The 16,808-nt window shown below is 35.9% G+C and carries 13 protein-coding genes, 4 pseudogenes and 1 other annotated feature; of the genes and pseudogenes, 15 read left to right on the forward strand and 2 right to left on the reverse strand.

Annotation, left to right across the window (positions count from 1 at the left end):
- Nucleotides 1-41 precede the first annotated feature (41 nt).
- The 5 genes and pseudogenes from fabF to M44_RS05295 all read left to right on the forward strand — a co-directional run bounded on the left by fabF (nucleotide 42) and on the right by M44_RS05295 (nucleotide 3,254).
- A pseudogene (gene fabF, locus M44_RS20555) lies at nucleotides 42-1,269 on the forward strand (beta-ketoacyl-ACP synthase II).
- Between the two features lie 105 nt (nucleotides 1,270-1,374).
- Nucleotides 1,375-1,893: a DUF2268 domain-containing putative Zn-dependent protease gene (locus M44_RS28730; RefSeq protein ID WP_010171561.1), complete on the forward strand. Its 519-nt coding sequence runs from the start codon at nucleotides 1,375-1,377 to the stop codon at nucleotides 1,891-1,893.
- Nucleotides 1,823-2,131: a DUF2268 domain-containing putative Zn-dependent protease gene (locus tag M44_RS28735; RefSeq protein ID WP_162013645.1), complete on the forward strand. Its 309-nt coding sequence runs from the start codon at nucleotides 1,823-1,825 to the stop codon at nucleotides 2,129-2,131. Before M44_RS28730 ends, M44_RS28735 begins: the two co-directional genes overlap by 71 nt.
- A gap of 84 nt (nucleotides 2,132-2,215) precedes the next feature.
- Nucleotides 2,216-2,434, forward strand: coding sequence for a YuzI family membrane protein (locus tag M44_RS05290; RefSeq protein ID WP_010171565.1), 219 nt, complete (start codon nucleotides 2,216-2,218; stop codon nucleotides 2,432-2,434).
- 79 nt (nucleotides 2,435-2,513) lie between these two features.
- Entirely contained in the window at nucleotides 2,514-3,254 is a 741-nt protein-coding gene (locus M44_RS05295; protein ID WP_010171567.1) for a YjbA family protein, read from the forward strand.
- 38 nt (nucleotides 3,255-3,292) lie between these two features.
- On the opposite strand, the pseudogene trpS reads toward M44_RS05295, so the two are convergent.
- Nucleotides 3,293-4,283, reverse strand: a pseudogene (gene trpS / locus M44_RS20565) (tryptophan--tRNA ligase).
- 44 nt (nucleotides 4,284-4,327) lie between these two features.
- Nucleotides 4,328-4,559 (reverse strand) — a binding site (T-box leader).
- A 49-nt stretch (nucleotides 4,560-4,608) separates the two neighbouring features.
- Entirely contained in the window at nucleotides 4,609-4,920 is a 312-nt protein-coding gene (locus M44_RS05305; RefSeq protein ID WP_029326739.1) for a DUF3899 domain-containing protein, read from the reverse strand.
- A 552-nt stretch (nucleotides 4,921-5,472) separates the two neighbouring features.
- Between M44_RS05305 and M44_RS20570 the strand changes: the two are divergent.
- The 10 genes and pseudogenes from M44_RS20570 to cls all read left to right on the forward strand — a co-directional run bounded on the left by M44_RS20570 (nucleotide 5,473) and on the right by cls (nucleotide 16,804).
- Nucleotides 5,473-7,142: pseudogene (locus M44_RS20570) on the forward strand (peptide ABC transporter substrate-binding protein).
- Between the two features lie 177 nt (nucleotides 7,143-7,319).
- Nucleotides 7,320-8,249, forward strand: a complete 930-nt coding sequence (opp3b, locus tag M44_RS05315; protein WP_010171573.1) for an oligopeptide ABC transporter permease — start codon at nucleotides 7,320-7,322, stop codon at nucleotides 8,247-8,249.
- Nucleotides 8,249-9,277 carry an oligopeptide ABC transporter permease gene (gene opp3C, locus M44_RS05320; RefSeq protein ID WP_010171575.1) on the forward strand — a complete coding sequence of 343 codons (1,029 nt, stop codon included), beginning with the start codon at nucleotides 8,249-8,251 and terminating at the stop codon, nucleotides 9,275-9,277. Before opp3b ends, opp3C begins: the two co-directional genes overlap by 1 nt.
- A gap of 17 nt (nucleotides 9,278-9,294) precedes the next feature.
- On the forward strand, nucleotides 9,295-10,362 hold the full coding sequence (locus M44_RS05325; RefSeq protein WP_010171577.1) for an ABC transporter ATP-binding protein: 1,068 nt from the start codon (nucleotides 9,295-9,297) through the stop codon (nucleotides 10,360-10,362).
- On the forward strand, nucleotides 10,362-11,300 hold the full coding sequence (locus M44_RS05330) for an ABC transporter ATP-binding protein (RefSeq protein WP_010171579.1): 939 nt from the start codon (nucleotides 10,362-10,364) through the stop codon (nucleotides 11,298-11,300). The genes M44_RS05325 and M44_RS05330 overlap by 1 nt, the downstream gene beginning before the upstream one ends.
- Before the next feature lie 292 nt (nucleotides 11,301-11,592).
- Complete coding sequence (locus tag M44_RS05335; RefSeq protein WP_010171581.1) at nucleotides 11,593-12,798, forward strand: putative glycoside hydrolase; 1,206 nt, start codon at nucleotides 11,593-11,595, stop codon at nucleotides 12,796-12,798.
- A gap of 224 nt (nucleotides 12,799-13,022) precedes the next feature.
- Nucleotides 13,023-13,604: a GNAT family N-acetyltransferase gene (locus M44_RS05340; RefSeq protein WP_010171584.1), complete on the forward strand. Its 582-nt coding sequence runs from the start codon at nucleotides 13,023-13,025 to the stop codon at nucleotides 13,602-13,604.
- 144 nt (nucleotides 13,605-13,748) lie between these two features.
- Nucleotides 13,749-14,144 carry a transcriptional regulator SpxA gene (gene spxA / locus M44_RS05345; protein ID WP_010171586.1) on the forward strand — a complete coding sequence of 132 codons (396 nt, stop codon included), beginning with the start codon at nucleotides 13,749-13,751 and terminating at the stop codon, nucleotides 14,142-14,144.
- Nucleotides 14,145-14,496: 352 nt separating this feature from the next.
- Complete coding sequence (gene mecA, locus M44_RS05350; RefSeq protein ID WP_029326741.1) at nucleotides 14,497-15,153, forward strand: adaptor protein MecA; 657 nt, start codon at nucleotides 14,497-14,499, stop codon at nucleotides 15,151-15,153.
- A 140-nt stretch (nucleotides 15,154-15,293) separates the two neighbouring features.
- A pseudogene (gene cls, locus M44_RS20575) lies at nucleotides 15,294-16,804 on the forward strand (cardiolipin synthase).
- The last annotated feature ends 4 nt before the right edge of the window (nucleotides 16,805-16,808 follow it).

Raw genomic sequence — 16,808 nt, forward strand, 5'->3', positions numbered from 1 at the left:
AAGAATAAGGAGATGAATATGATGAAAAACGTAGAGTAGTTGTGACAGGTGTAGGTGCCGTTACTCCAGTTGGATTAGATGCAGAATCTTCATGGAGCAATATTAAACAAGGTATTTCAGGTATAAAAGAATTAACAAGGCTAAACCCAGACGATTATCCTGCAAAAGTTGTAGGTGAAATAAGAGACTTTGATCCAGAACAGTATATGGAAAAGAAAGATGCAAGAAAGATGGATCGTTTTACGCAATATGCTGTGGCATCCTCTCTAATGGCTGTGAAAGATGCTCGACTTGATATTAATGAAGAGAACGCACACCGTGTAGGAGTTTGGATTGGTTCAGGGATTGGTGGAATGGAAACATTTGAGAAGCAATTTGAAGTGTTCCAACAACGAGGGTATAAGCGTGTAAGTCCATTTTTTTGTTCCCATGATGATACCAGATATGGCAGCAGGACAGGTTTCCATTACGCTTGGAGCTAAAGGGTTTAATTCTTGTACGGTTACGGCATGTGCAACAGGAACCAACTGTATAGGTGATGCTTTTAAGGTGATTGAGCGTGGGGATGCTGACGTCATGATCTCCGGTGGTGCTGAAGCTCCCATAACTAGAATGTCATTAGCAGGATTTAGTTCCAATACAGCCTTGTCAACGAACCCTAACCCAAATGAAGCAAGTCGTCCGTTTGATGCAAATCGTGATGGATTTGTAATGGGAGAAGGGGCAGGTATTTTAGTTCTTGAGGAACTTGAATACGCAAAAGCCAGAGGAGCAACCATTTTAGCAGAAATTGTAGGTTACGGATGCACAGGAGACGCCTATCACATTACATCACCATCTCCAGAAGGAGAAGGCGGGGCACGTGCAATGAAATTGGCTTTAGAAGACGGCGGTATCCTTCCTTCTGAAGTAGATTATATAAATGCTCATGGTACTAGTACTCAATATAATGATAAATTTGAAACTAGCGCTATTAAAACAGTATTTGGTGAACATGCCTACAAACTTGCTGTTAGTTCAACCAAGTCCATGACGGGGCACCTACTTGGTGCAGCGGGTGGAGTTGAAGCAATATTTACCTTATACACGATGAGAGATCATGTGCTTCCACCAACCATTAACTTAACGAATCCAGATCCAGAATGTGACCTTGATTATGTTCCTAATGTGATGAGAGAAAAAGCTGTAAATGTAGCTATAAGTAACTCTTTAGGGTTTGGTGGACATAACGCAACAATCGCATTTAGAAAATATAGTGAAAGTGAATAAACAACAAAGGCTACTTTTAATCGAGTAGCCTTTGTTGTTTTTTAGGATAAACCTAAACCAATTGTCTTCTCTTTACATATAGATAATCAAAAAGGGGAGATATCGATGGCGGTAAGAGATACTCGAGAGTGGTTAAAAAATGACTGGCAGAGACCAGAGAAATATTTAAAGCAAATAGTGGACAGAGAAAAAGCAGAGAAACAAATTCAATTCTATCTCCAAAATTTTGGAATGTATCGTCCTAGCCAATATAGTCAAGAAAAAATAGATCAGTTTCTTGATGAAAAATACTGGGAGTACGTATCGTTGTTCGAACGAAAGTATAAAGCAAAATGGAAAGGAAAAAGCGTTCCCATCTATATTTTTCCGTATCAATCGCAGGTAAATGGAATGGGAGGAGTCACGTTTTCTGATAAGCTATTTTTGTTTCTTCCATTAGGCTTATCCAAACAGAAACTTGAAGCCTTGTTTGTTCATGAATATCATCACTCCGTCAGATTAAAAAATTTAAATAAAGAAAATGGAAGATTTTACTCTTTTAGATTCCATCATCATGGAAGGATTAGCGGAAAGTGCTGTGGAAGAATATTGCGGGACCAAATACGTTGCAGAGTGGTGCCATAAATATTCTGAAAAAGATCTTACACGCTTTTGGTCAAAAATGATTAAGCCTAATAAATCGGTCACTAGAGAAGATACGATGCATGATCGTATTTTATTTGGGAAAGGATTTTTGCCAACGATGGCAGGGTATGCAGTAGGCTATAAATTAATTCAACGTTATTTAAAGGAGCATCCTACTGTATTGACATTAGACCTACTAGAAGTGGATTCTAAAGAGTTTTTTCGTGAAGTATTGTAAGAAAATGAGCGAAAATCCGAACATATCCGCTACCTCCTTTCATATGTTAATAGTGGACAAGTATATGGGGAGAGGAGAAATGAAATGTTTGTAAGAGGTTTTATCTTATTGGTTGGATTCAGCCTGGCTGTTTCAGGAGGGGTCACATTTATTATGTATCTTAACTTACTAACAACAGGCTTTACCTTTAGTGAATACTTACAGTTTCTCTTCTCTCATTTTGAGAGTTACCTACTTATTATGGGTGTCATACTCATTACATTAGCCATATACTATCCATCAAAAAAGGATGAAATGGACTAACTTCTTTATTAGGAGACGAATAAAATACTAGCTGCCTGCCTATACTGATTGACAAATAGGATTGAAGCGAGGGGTTAATATGCTATATCTTCATGACGTTTGGGTCAACTGGTTTGAAGGCGAGGAAAATGGATATAACGTTTGTCATTTTCACGAGTGGAGAAAAGAAGACGTAATTGAATTGCTCGACCAAGTACCACTTCTTAAGGTTGAAAAAGGAATGTTTGATTGTATTGAAAACTCATTAGATGAACTTCCAGAACAGCTATTAAACGAGGTATATCAGAAAGCTTACTTGCGAAAAAACCATGAACGAATTCAGTTGGATTATTGTTTTATTGCTACCGATGGAATTAGAATCATAGCCGTAGATACGATAGGGTATAGTGTTCCAATTAGAAAGAGTCGTTTAATTCCTAGACAAGAACATTTAGTCTACGATATGGTGGAATGTCATGAACCGAAAGTATACTCATTCTATCAGGATAAGAAGGAGTATCATATTTTATCACCAAATCCGCTACATATGAGTGGGTTAACTCGTAAAGAGCGTCAATTAAAACAACTTTTCTTTATGGCGTTAGACCAGTTGCAAACGGCCCAAAATCTTTCAGAAATTCGTTATTGGTACACCGAGTGGGCTCCGCATGAATATCGACATCTCCAGCATTTATCGTTTGAAGAGATTTGGATGAAATTCTATCAAGAGGTTCAGCTTGGTTGGACGGAAAAGCATGAAATTCTTTGTGAACGCTTAATTAAAGGACAACCCTTCTTTGAAAAGCTTTGGGACATTGAAAATGAATCTAAGGTAAATTAAAAGGCTTCATCCATTAGTGATGAAGCCTTTTCGCTTGGTTATTTACGTTTGCGGCCTAAGCCCATTGCATTTTCCTATTTTTTTAACCATTTTATAAGCGACAGTATTCGCTTTGTCGGCACCTTGGTCTAAAATATCATCCAATTCTTTTGAATCAATTAACTCATAGTAGCGGTCTTGAATCGGTTTAATCGCATTTACAACTACTTCCGCCAAGTCGCTTTTGAATTCTCCGTAGCCTTTCCCCTCATATTTAGCTTCCAATTCTTCAATAGAAACTTTTCCTAAAATAGAGTAGATATTTAATAAGTTAGAAACACCTGGTTTATTATCCTTATCATAACGAACAATCCCTTCAGAGTCAGTTACAGCACTTTTAATTTTCTTTTCAATTTGTTTAGGATCATCCAAAAGCGTGATGGTTGCCTTTTGATTTTCATCAGATTTACTCATTTTCTTTAATGGATCTTGAAGTGACATAATTCTTGCGCCGTTTTTTGAAATACGAATTTCAGGAATAGTGAATATATCGTTGTATTTTTTATTAAAACGCTCTGCAATATCTCTCGTTAGTTCAATATGTTGCTTTTGGTCGTCTCCAACAGGTACCACGTCTGTCTTATATAGAAGAATATCTCCTACCATTAAAGCTGGATACGTAAATAATCCTGAAGAAACGGTTTCTTTTCCTTCTGATTTATCTTTAAATTGGGTCATTCGTTCAAGCTCACCCATATACGTAACACACTGTAACATCCATCCTGCTTGAGCATGTGCTGGAACCTCTGATTGAATAAAAATAGTAGAATGGTCTGGATCAATGCCAGAAGCCAAATACAATGCCGCTAAACTTTTAATGTTCTTTCTTAACTGTAGTCGGTCTTGCTGCACCGTAATAGCATGTTGATCTACTACGCAAAAATAACAGTTGTATTCATGCTGTAGCTCTGTAAATTGCATTATTGCTCCAATGTAATTACCTAGTGTAATGGTTCCACTTGGCTGAATTCCTGAGAAAATAGTCTTCATGTCTTTACCTCCTAAAATATAAAAAACCATTCATCCCTAAAAGAAATAGGGACGAATGGTTTAGATCCGCGGTACCACCCTAAGTGCTCTACGTACTAGAGCCACTCAACGTCATACAAAAGTATGAATCAATTAACGCTTGATAACGTTATAGGCTACTATCATTTCACCTATACACTCAGAAGTCCATTCAATTCCTTATGTTGTTTGTTCACACCACCCACAAACTCTCTTTAAACATAGAGGGAACCTACTACTCTTCTTCACTGATTTAATCTTATGCTTTTCATCATTATAAACAAAAAGAGGCTCGTTATTCAATCTTTTAGAAAATAAAATAAGCAGCAAATAAAGTAAGAATAAATAATAATCCGCCAGTGATAAGGAATGGCTTTGTCATACTATATGATCTTCTTCTTATAATGGCCTCCACTATATCACCTGGAGTATCATCAATGTCATCAAGATCTTCCAAAATTTCTCCGGTTTTAGAATTTCTTCTTAATTTTTTCATACTATAAACTAGTCCGTTAAATATTCCTGCTTCAAATACCATAAGCAAAAGACCGATCATCAATATGGAAAGTCCAATAAAAAAAGAGATATTTACGACATTAAGTAAAAGAGAACCTTCCATTATGAAAGAAAAAATAAAAAGAAATTAGAATAGTACCTAAAAAAGATGCAAAGTAATATTGTTCTTTAAATTCATCAGTTCACCATCTTTCTTATCCATAAACAATAGTATAACAAAAAAAATCAAGAGAATGAAACTTTACAATAAAAGTAAGTGTGTTGCATAAGTGTACATACATCCACGTGGAGAGGACAGGTCGCTTTAGTTAAATAAAGATTGTTAAATCAACTATTGTTCCATATTAAATACGCAAGAGAGAAACGTTTTTTTATGCAAAAAATTGTATATAAATTTAATTGTCAGCCCCTAATGAATGTATAACATATGTAAAAAAACGATTAGAGTAAGAAGAATGTAAACAATGTAAAGGAGAAAGAGAAAGATAAAATAGTTAATAAAAACTAGTATTATCAAGGGTTTTAAGACGTTTATGACAATTGTGCAAAAAAAATGTTAAATATATATTGCAAAATATTATGTATAGGATATAATAGAAAACGAATCTTCTGAAAATTAGAAGATATATAATCATACGAGGAGGTCAATTTCGGGATGAAGAAAAAGCTATCTTTTCTACTAGTTCTTCTTCTTGCTCTATCCACGTTCTTAGCAGCGTGTGGTGGTGGTAGTGAAGAACCAACAGACACATCAAAAGGTGAGGGAGACGGTGAAACTCCTGCAACTGAAGAACCAACAGAAGCACGTGAGCAGGTTTTAAACCTATTAGAATCTTCAGAGATTCCATCAATGGATTCTGCTCTAGCTACTGACCAAGTATCTTTTATCGTAATGAACAACGTGTTTGAAGGATTATATCGTTTAGGTGAAAATGACGAAGCAGTATTAGGTATGGCAGCTGAGGAGCCAACGGTTTCTGAAGACGGCCTAGTGTACACATTTAAAATCCGTGATGCTGTATGGTCTAACGGAGAGCCTGTAACTGCTCAAGACTTTGAGTATGGTTGGAAGAAAGCACTTAACCCTGAAACGGCTGCTGAATATGCATACATCATGTATGATATCAAAAACGCTGCAGCTGCTAACGCTGGTGAAGTTGGACTTGAAGAGGTTGGAGTTAAAGCAATTGACGAGAAAACTCTTGAAGTAACTCTTGAAAAGCCAGTTCCTTATTTTGAAGCATTACTATCTTTCGCAACTTTCTATCCTCAAAAAGAATCATTTGTTACTGAACAAGGTGATCAATATGGTTTAGAAGCTGACACAGTAATTTACAATGGACCATTCGTACTTTCAGAGTGGAAGCATGAGCAAAGTTTCCAATTAAAAAAGAATGCTGATTACTGGGATGCTGACACAGTTAAACTTGAAGAAATCAACCACAATATTGTTAAAGACGTAGCTACTGGTATTAACCTATATGAAACAGGTGAAGCAGATGTAGCAGGATTAAGTGCTGAATTTGTTGATAAGTATAAAGAAGACGATAACTTTAAACTCGTAACGGTACATCTGTATTCTTCTTACGTATGAATCAAGGTGATGAGCTACTTTCAAATGTAAATGCTCGTAAAGCTATTGATATGGCTTGGGATAAGCAAGCATTAGTTGATGTACTTCTTAACAATGGTTCAATTCCTGCGTACTTCTTAGTTCCTCAAGAGTTCGTTGTTGGTCCAGATGGTAACGACTTCCGTTCTATTAACGGTGATATGAATGTTACGGACGTAGCAGCAGCACAAGAACTATGGGCTAAAGCAAAAGAAGAAACTGGTATAGACACATATGAATTAGAATTATTGAATTATGATTCAGATTCAGCTAAGAAAATTGGAGAATATATTAAAGAAGAGCTTGAAAGAAATCTTGAAGGCTTAACAGTAACAATTAAGCAACAACCATTTGCTCAAAAACTTGACTTAGAATCAGCAGGTGATTACCAATTCTCATTCGCTGGTTGGGGTCCTGACTATCCAGATCCAATGACATTCGTTGATATGTTTGTTACTGATGGTGCTCATAACCAAACTGGATATTCAAGCGCAGAGTTTGATGAGAAAATAGAATTTGCTAAAAATGAGACTTCTGACCTAGAAGCTCGCTGGCAAGCAATGGCGGATGCTGAAAAAATCCTTATGGATGACGCAGTTATCTCTCCAATGTATCAAAAAGGTTCAGCATACCTAGAAAAAGAGTATGTTAAAGGAATTCTTCGTCATGCATTTGGTGCTGATTATAGCTACAAATGGGCTCATGTAGAGTAATCCTATACTCATTCTAAATAGCTACCTATTGAAAAGGGGGGTGTATGTTATGCATACGCTCTCCTTTTTCAACGATATCTGCTAATTGTCGGAAAAATAAAAAAAAGAATGATTTTGTCGAAAAATAAAAGAATCTGTGTTATAATATTCTAAAATCTAAGTAAAGGGGGGCTTGGCATGATCAAATATGGAATTCAACGTTTTATGTATATGATCATCACTTTGCTCATCATTGCAACAGCTACATTCTTCTTAATGAAGCTCCTTCCTGGATCACCTCTTCAAAACCAAGAAAAGCTTTCTCCAGAACAAAAAGTAATGATTTTGGAGCAGTATGGTTTAAATGATCCACTACCAATCCAATACATTAATTATATGGCAAACTTAGCTCAGGGAGATTTAGGATTGTCATTTAAATATGATGGACGTCCTGTAACTACGATTATCGGAGAACGTATTGGCCCATCTGCTTTATTAGGTGGTCAAGCAATGATATTAGGAACAATCATTGGACTGTTTTTAGGAATCTTAGCAGCTATAAAACATAATACTTTTTGGGATTATGGCTCCACATTTGCTGCAGTTATCGGAATTTCTGTTCCATCCTTCGTATTTGCAGCATTGCTTCAATATTACGTTGGTGTTCAATGGGGTATTTTACCTGTAGCTTTATGGGATGGTTGGGAATACAGTATTCTTCCTACGATTGCTTTAGCTGTCGGTGTTACAGCTACTATTGCTCGTTTTGCTCGTACTGAAATGTTAGAAGTATTAGGTTCTGATTATATTGTTTTAGCACGTGCTAAGGGAGTAAGCGGGACAAAGATCATTACTCGCCATGCAATTCGAAATGCAATGATTCCAATTATCACGATTATAGGCCCAATGACAGTAGGTGTTATGACAGGATCACTAGTAATTGAACAGATCTTCGCTGTACCAGGTCTTGGACCTCAGTTTACAAATAGTATTGTACAAAATGATTACCCTGTCATTATGGGTGTTACACTTTTCTTTAGTATTTTATTTATTGCAGTAATATTTATTATTGACCTTTTATACGGGGTAATTGATCCGCGTATTCGTCTGGCAGGAGGGAAAAAATAATGAGCTTAAAAAAATCACAGCATGAAACCAATTTATCACCTGCCCAATTCGAACGTGTCGAGTTTGATCCTTCTCAGGCCGAAGCAATTTCAAGAGAAAGCTTGAACTTTTGGCAGGACGCATGGATACGCTTGCGAAAAAATAAGGGTGCCATCGTTGGGTTAATTTTAGTTTTAGTCACTACATTTATGGCGTTATTAGGACCATACTTTAATGAATTCGAATATAGCGATCAAAATCTTCGTCATGCAAAACTACCACCTAAAATTCCTGTATTAGAAAACGTGAGTTGGTTACCGTTTGATGGGACTGACCAAGATGGTTTTGATTGGTATGAAGCAAAAGAAGTGGAAGTCAACTATTGGTTTGGTACGGACGATTTAGGCCGTGATATTTTCACTCGTACTTGGGAAGGGACTCGTATCTCCCTATTAATCGGTGTGCTAGCTGCGGTTATCGACTTCTTAATTGGTGTTGCGTATGGTGGTATTTCAGGATACTACGGCGGTCGTGTGGATAATATAATGCAACGTATTATTGAAGTTTTAGTTGGTATTCCTAACTTAATCGTTGTCATTTTATTTATCTTAATATTTGATCCAGGTATCTTCTCCATAACAATGGCGATGGTTATTACTGGATGGGTTACAATGGCGCGTATAGTTCGTGGTCAGTTGTTGTCCCTGAAGAATCGTGAATTTGTTCTAGCTTCTAGAACATTAGGAGCAACGAACAATCGCTTAATTTTTAAACACTTGTTACCAAATGCTGTAGGTCCAATCATTATCACTATGATGTTCACAGTACCTACTGCAATCTTTACAGAAGCTTTTTTAAGCTTTATTGGTTTAGGTATTCAACCGCCACTTGCTTCACTTGGTTCACTTGTTAATGAAGGGTATCGATCTCTACAAACATATCCACATATTATGACATTCCCTGCGATTGTCATCAGTGTTATTATTTTAGGTTTTAACTTATTAGCTGATGGTCTACGTGATGCGTTAGATCCAAAAATGCGTAAATAATTGAAGGGGGAATACAAATGAGTAACGTTTTAGAAGTAAAAAATCTTCATGTCTCCTTCAATACGCACGGGGGAGAAGTGCAAGCCGTACGCGGTGTTAGCTTTGACTTAAAAAAAGGTGAAACTCTTGCCATCGTTGGTGAGTCTGGTTCTGGTAAATCAGTCACTACAAAAGCGTTAATGGGCTTAATTCCAAATCCTCCAGGTTTTATCAAAGAAGGAGAAATCCTCTTTGATGGAAAAGACCTGGCAAAGGAAAAAGAACGTGAAATGCAGAAGATTCGTGGGAAAGACATTTCAATGATTTTCCAAGATCCAATGACATCACTTAATCCAACGATGACGATTGGGAAACAAATAATGGAGCCACTTTTAAAGCATCAAAAGCTAAGTAAAGCAGATGCTAAAAAGCGTGCAGTAGAGCTATTAAAGCTAGTAGGTCTACCAAATCCAGAATTACGAATTAAACAATACCCACATCAATTCTCTGGGGGTCAGCGTCAGCGTATTGTTGTTGCCATTGCACTTGCTTGTAATCCAAAAGTATTAATCGCTGATGAGCCTACTACTGCACTTGATGTTACTATTCAAGCGCAAATTCTTGAACTAATGAAGGATCTTCAAAAGAAAATTGATACTAGTATCATTTTCATTACACATGACCTTGGAGTAGTAGCGAATGTTGCGGATCGTGTTGCTGTTATGTACGGTGGTCAAATTGTGGAAGCGGGTACAGTAGACGAAGTATTCTATGATCCAAAGCATCCATACACATGGGGACTACTTGGTTCAATGCCTACAACAGACACTGAAACGAACGCAAAGCTAGTTGCCATTCCTGGTACACCACCAGATTTGTTGAATCCACCTAAAGGAGATGCATTTGCTCTTCGTTCTGAATATGCCTTACAAATTGATATGGAACAAGAACCTCCTTATTACCAAGTGTCAGATACACATATCGTAAAATCTTGGTTACTTCATCCGCTAGCTCCTCAAGTGGAGCCGCCACAAGTAATTAAAGATCGATTACGCACAATGCCTTCAAATTATGAGCAACCTGTGCTAGTAGAGGAGGCAAAATAATGGCTCAAGAAAAATTACTTGAAATTAAAAACCTTAAACAACACTTTAACCCAGGTAAGGCTAATATGGTAAAAGCTGTGGATGGTATTTCATTTGATATTTATAAAGGTGAAACGCTTGGTTTAGTTGGAGAATCAGGGTGTGGTAAATCGACTACAGGTCGTACGATCATTCGTCTGTATGATGCAACAGACGGTCAAGTTCTTTTTAACGGTGAAGATGTTCATGGTAAAAAATCTCGTAAAGATCTTAAAAAATTCAACCGTAAAATGCAAATGATTTTCCAAGATCCATACGCTTCATTAAATCCGCGTATGAAGGTTGCAGATATTATTGCAGAGGGTATTGATATTCACGGATTAGCAAAAACGAAAGAAGATCGTTTGAAACGTGTTTATGATCTACTTGAAACAGTTGGGTTAAATAAAGAGCACGCAAACCGCTTTCCACATGAATTCTCAGGTGGACAACGACAACGTATTGGTATAGCTCGTGCATTAGCTGTAGATCCTGAGTTTATCATTGCTGATGAACCTATCTCAGCACTTGATGTATCTATTCAAGCGCAAGTCGTTAACCTAATGAAGGACCTTCAAAAAGAAAAAGGTTTGACCTATTTATTTATTGCCCATGATTTATCCATGGTTAAATATATTAGTGACCGTATTGGGGTTATGTATTTTGGTAAGTTAGTTGAGCTTGCTCCAGCTGACGTTCTATATAAAAACCCATTACATCCTTATACTCAATCATTATTATCCGCCATTCCACTACCAGATCCTGATTACGAACGTTCTCGTCGTCGTAAGACGTATGAGCCTTCTGTTCATAACTATGGACCAAATGATCAAGTGGAAATGCGTGAAATTGCTCCAGGACATTTTATACACTGCTCTGAAAAAGAATTCGAGCAATACAAGGCACAATATAATTATTAATAAAAAAGCGATCAAACTGATCGCTTTTTTATTTTATCGTATATAATTTATCATAGAGCCTTGAAAATATTGGGCCCTTAATTTATCTTCTTTCTGTTTCTCTTTAAGTATTCATATATATTAGAGAGAAGTATTTCCTCGGAAATTTACTACAATCGTTTTCAAATTCTGTTTTAATCTTTTTGAAAGCTTGATAGAATAGTAGGGAAGGCCAATTTCCATCACATTACCACTTCTATTAAGGTATGGCTTCTTTAGAATTGTTCACATTAAATGTAAGGGGAGATTATCATTGAATTGGAAAAACAGCTTAGTGTTCTTAGGTGTTTCTGCAAGTGTATTCGTCTATTCTCAGCCATTCACCTATGCAAATGAAACCGAATCAAATCATACAGTATTTCATGCAGAGCGTCTAATGTTTGAGAACGTTAAATCACTTCCTGAAAATATGAAACGTTTTACATTTAATTCTGGGCGTAATTTTGAGTATCCAGATGCCGTGAGAGGAATATATGTAACTGGACACTCTGCGGGTGGAGAGAGATTTCAATCTTTAGTAAATTTAATAAATAAAACAGATCTTAATGCAATGGTCATTGATATTAAAGATGATCATGGGAATTTGACTTATATTCCTGAAGAGAACTCACCTTACAATCAAATTGGTCAACCATACATTAAAGATACGACTGCTCTATTAGATACGCTTGAGAAAGAAGCCATTTATCCTATAGCTAGGGTCGTTGTCTTTAAAGATTCGGTCCTAGCCAAATCGAATCCGGAATGGTCTTTTAAAGATGGAAATGAAGTGTGGGCAAACGGAAGAGGAGAATCCTTCGTCAATCCATTTGTAAAAGAAGTGTGGGAATATAACGTCGGCATAGCCATTGAAGCTGCTAAGATGGGCTTTAAAGAAATTCAATTTGATTATGTTCGTTTTCCTGAAGGGTTTGAAAGAAGAGATGAGGAACTGATTTATAATCAAGGGGACTATAAAGAATCTAAAGAAGATAACATCCAAAAACGAGTAAGCGCTGTTACCGATTTTGTTGCCTATGCAAAGGAACAGTTAGAACCATACGATGTAGATGTGTCCGTTGATATTTTTGGTTATACTGCTACACTACCAGAGGCACCAGGAATAGGACAAAATTTCTCTAAAATATCAGAAAATGTTGATGTGATTTCGTCTATGATCTATCCTAGTCACTGGACTTCTTATTTTGGCATCGCTAAACCAGACCTAGAACCCTACAGATTAGTAGAAGAATATGCGAAAGTAGAAAAAGTAAAACTATCAGAATTAGAAACGCCCCCTACTTCACGACCTTGGATTCAAGACTTCACAGCAAGCTGGTTAGGTTCAGGAAACTACAAAGTATATGGACCTGCTGAAGTTGAAGCACAAATTAGTGCATTAAATGACCAAGGCATTGACGAATATTTAATTTGGAATGCAGGAAATTCTTACACTACCGAAGTGGACTATACGCCGTAAATAGAAGCAAATCTATAGACAAGACTTTGTCTATAGATTTTTTTTATTTTTGTAAACCTTTTTAGTTCTTTTACGTATAGTAACTAAGTAGGCACTTTTAACCCTAAATATAAAAATCATAAATTAATTCTACAAAATAATGTTTATCCGCAAAAATAAAGGGTATAGGAAAGTGGATAAAGAATAAGACTAATCGAGTAGATTAATTTTGGAAGGAGATATAGATGCACTGGTACGATAAATTAAATCAATATTTTCCAATCGAAGAAATGAAATCAAAAGAACATATGGAAGGACTTCTCGAAGATAAAGGGGATGTCTATCATAAGGATGAAGGTCCACATCATGTTCTAATGTATGCTGAATATAAGGATTTTATTTTTATTGATTACTTATTTGTGTCTAAAGACGCCAGAGGACAAGGTCTTGGAAGAAAATTAATCAAGAAGTTAAAGGATAAAAAGAAAAGTATCATCCTTGAAGTTGAACCTATAGACTATGAAGATACTGATACCGAAAAGAGACTTCGCTTCTATAAAAGGGAAGGGTTCCATCATGCTTCTACTATTGGCTATAGAAGAAGATCACTTGCCACAAAAGAAATTAACGAAATGGAAATACTATACTGGGCGCCAAATAATGAAACAGAAGAAATGATTTATGAATCTATGAAGAAAACATATCAACAAATACATACATATAAGGATACTTCTTTCTATGGAAAATCTTATCAACCAGTAGAAGAAGTGCTTACGTTAGATGAGTCAAAAAGTTCAAGTGACTTATTTGAAGAATTAAAAGAATAGATATTTCGTACTCCGATATTTTTTATTGAAAGTTATTTTCATTTAGTGGTCTCTCATGTATAATAAAATATATAGATTATTTATTAAAAATAATTTTAAATAAGGTCTTCGTGCCCATAATAATAAAGGGAGTGTGAATAGTTCATGGTAACATTGTTCACTTCACCTAGTTGTACATCTTGTCGCAAAGCGAAAGCATGGTTAGAAGAATATGACATTCCTTATTCAGAAAGGAATATCTTTTCAGAGCCTCTTAGCATTGAAGAGATTAAAGAAATTCTTCGTATGACTGAGGATGGAACAGATGAAATTATTTCTACTAGATCGAAAATCTTTCAGAAGCTTAATGTTGATTTAGAATCACTTCCAATGCAACAGTTGTTTGAATTAATACAGAAGAATCCTGGCTTACTAAGAAGGCCAATCATTATTGATGAGAAGCGACTTCAAGTTGGTTATAATGAAGATGAAATAAGACGCTTCTTACCGAGAAGAATTCGAACGTATCAGCTACTTGAAGCTCAAAAGCTTGTAAATTAATCTCTATATGTAACGGGTTGTCTAAATAGACAGCCTTTCTTTGTATCATTTTCTTCTATTACTCTATACACAGCCTACATCTTCTTTCAAATCAAGAGGGACTATCCTGCTAAAAGCCTTAAGAAAAGTGAATAACTTGAAAAATACTAGCTTTTCGTTTAAAATTCATAAAACTAGGGTGGACTAGGCTTTTGTGGATTTTTCCTTAAAAAGCCGATTTTTATTTTCTTTTCTTGAGTTTTTATCATAGAATAGAAGTACAACAAAAATGTGTCAACCACCGATAGTTTTTCTGTAAGACTTAGGGGTTTGTCCCTTCATTAAAATGGGAAAAAGAAGGGAGAGGTGAATGATGGAAATAGAACGAATTAATGATAATACTGTAAAGTTTTATATTTCGTATATCGATATAGAGGATAGAGGTTTCGATCGTGAGGAGATTTGGTATAACCGTGAGCGAAGTGAGGAATTATTCTGGGATATGATGGATGAGATTCATACGGAAGAAGATTTTAACATTGATGGTCCGCTGTGGATTCAAGTTCAAGCACTAGATAAAGGGCTTGAAATATTAGTAACTAGAGCCCACCTTTCTAAAGATGGTCAGAAGTTTGAACTGCCCATTCCTGAGGATAAGTTAAAGGATTTGCCTGTGGACGACCAAATTGAAGAATTTCTTGAGGAACATTTTCACCTCAAGGATTCAGAAGATGAAGATAGTGCATTAGAATTTGTTTTAACTTTCCATGATTTTGAAGATGTTATTTCACTTAGTCACAGTAGCATATCAACAAAACTGTCCACTACATTATATTCTTTTGAAGACCGTTATTACCTCTATTTGAAGTTTGATAGCGATGAATTAGAAGAAGAACAAATAGATAATATTCTAAGTATGATTCTTGAATACGGTCATGAATCTGCTTTAACGATTCATCGATTAAAAGAATACGGAAAAGTCATTGTAGAGAATGATGTGTTTGAAACAGTGACGAAGTACTTCCATTAGATTGAAGAAGTCCTTTTTTATAGCGGACCCTTCACCATAATATCTAGATTCCACCACTTACGTTCTTTCCTAGATATATTTATGGTTGTTGGGTCTGTTTTTTTACTATTCTTTTATGTGATCAGAAGGGTTAGAGAACTATGAAAAATACTATACGAGTCATCTTATTTATAGGGGTACTATTATTTAGCTATTATTTTTTTATTTGATCCATACATTGATCGAGGCTTATTAAAATACATAAGTATTCTTCTTTCATTTTCCGTCTTATTTATTGGCCTATTGATCTTTTTAGAAAATAGAAACCCAACTCAAACCATTACATGGTTAATTGTACTAGGGAGTTTTCCTTTCTTAGGGTTTATCTTTTACTTATTGTTCGGACGAAATTATCGTAAAGAGCGTATGTTTAAAAAGAAATTTATCCTAGACCAACAAGTGTACCAACGTTACGAAACAGGTGGCAATATTAATCAAGACCACATAACGACAAAGTTGTATCATAAGCATTTTAACTTAGCCGACCGTATAACAACGAGCTCTCTCACTTATGGAACGGAAACGAAGGTTTTAACAAATGGTGATGAGACCTTTAAAGAAATTCTACACTATTTAGAGCAAGCAGAACATCATATTCATTTAGAATACTATATAGTTCGTCATGATACGATTGGAAATGATATTAAGAAGGTTTTAATAGATAAAGCTAATAAAGGCGTAAAAGTTCGGTTTTTATATGATGCAGTGGGTTCTTGGCAGCTGAATAAGTCGTATATTATTGACTTAAAAGAAGCAGGTGTTGAAATGGTTCCGTTTGGTCCAGTGAGACTTCCATTTCTAAGTAACAAATTTAACTTCAGGAATCACCGAAAAATCATTGTGATAGATGGGAAGATTGGTTTTATTGGTGGTCTTAATATCGGTGATGAATATTTAGGTAGAGTAGAACAGTTTGGTTTTTGGCGAGATACACATATGATCGTAAAAGGAGAAGCTGTTAAGACACTACAGCTTATATTTGTACAGGATTGGTACTATATGACAAATGATAGCTTTTTTACTCCAGGCTACATTCACAATGAGCATTTGGTGGCGAAGGAAGACGGAGCTGTTCAAATCATTGCTGGTGGACCTGATAATGAATGGAGTGTTATTAAAAATCTCTTCTTCTCTATGATTACGTCAGCTAAAAAAAGTGTTTGGATTGCATCCCCTTACTTTATTCCAGATGAAGACATTTTCTCTGCCTTAAAAGTTGCCTCTTTAAGTGGCATTGATGTAAGAATCATGATTCCTAAGAAGCCGGATAAACAAATAGTTTGGCACGCTTCTAGATCCTATTTTCCTGAGTTACTTGAAGCGGGAGCTAAAATATATCAATACAACAAAGGATTTATGCATAGTAAGGTATTAATTGTCGATGAGGAGCTTGCCTCTATAGGAACCTCAAATATGGATATGAGAAGTTTTCATCTGAACTTTGAGGTCAATGCATTTCTTTTATCAAACTGAAAGTACAAAGGCATTAATGAATGATTTTATAGAAGATCTAAAGAACTCAGAACAACTTTCGTATGAAGAGTTTTCAAAAAGATCGATATGGATTCGAATAATAGAATCAACTTCTCGACTTATGTCACCCCTATTATAGTTGG

Source organism: Bacillus coahuilensis m4-4 (assembly GCF_000171615.1).
Taxonomy (GTDB): Bacteria; Bacillota; Bacilli; order Bacillales; family Bacillaceae_K; genus Bacillus_T; species Bacillus_T coahuilensis.

Bases quoted from the DNA above. Each gene is read 5' to 3' on its own strand.
- M44_RS28730 (WP_010171561.1), top strand. From the start codon at position 1,375: ATGGCGGTAAGAGATACTCGAGAGTGGTTAAAAAATGACTGGCAGAGA.
- M44_RS28735 (WP_162013645.1), top strand. From the start codon at position 1,823: ATGGAAGGATTAGCGGAAAGTGCTGTGGAAGAATATTGCGGGACCAAA.
- M44_RS05290 (WP_010171565.1), top strand. From the start codon at position 2,216: ATGTTTGTAAGAGGTTTTATCTTATTGGTTGGATTCAGCCTGGCTGTT.
- M44_RS05295 (WP_010171567.1), top strand. From the start codon at position 2,514: ATGCTATATCTTCATGACGTTTGGGTCAACTGGTTTGAAGGCGAGGAA.
- M44_RS05305 (WP_029326739.1), bottom strand. From the start codon at position 4,920: ATGGAAGGTTCTCTTTTACTTAATGTCGTAAATATCTCTTTTTTTATT.
- opp3b (WP_010171573.1), top strand. From the start codon at position 7,320: ATGATCAAATATGGAATTCAACGTTTTATGTATATGATCATCACTTTG.
- opp3C (WP_010171575.1), top strand. From the start codon at position 8,249: ATGAGCTTAAAAAAATCACAGCATGAAACCAATTTATCACCTGCCCAA.
- M44_RS05325 (WP_010171577.1), top strand. From the start codon at position 9,295: ATGAGTAACGTTTTAGAAGTAAAAAATCTTCATGTCTCCTTCAATACG.
- M44_RS05330 (WP_010171579.1), top strand. From the start codon at position 10,362: ATGGCTCAAGAAAAATTACTTGAAATTAAAAACCTTAAACAACACTTT.
- M44_RS05340 (WP_010171584.1), top strand. From the start codon at position 13,023: ATGCACTGGTACGATAAATTAAATCAATATTTTCCAATCGAAGAAATG.
- spxA (WP_010171586.1), top strand. From the start codon at position 13,749: ATGGTAACATTGTTCACTTCACCTAGTTGTACATCTTGTCGCAAAGCG.
- mecA (WP_029326741.1), top strand. From the start codon at position 14,497: ATGGAAATAGAACGAATTAATGATAATACTGTAAAGTTTTATATTTCG.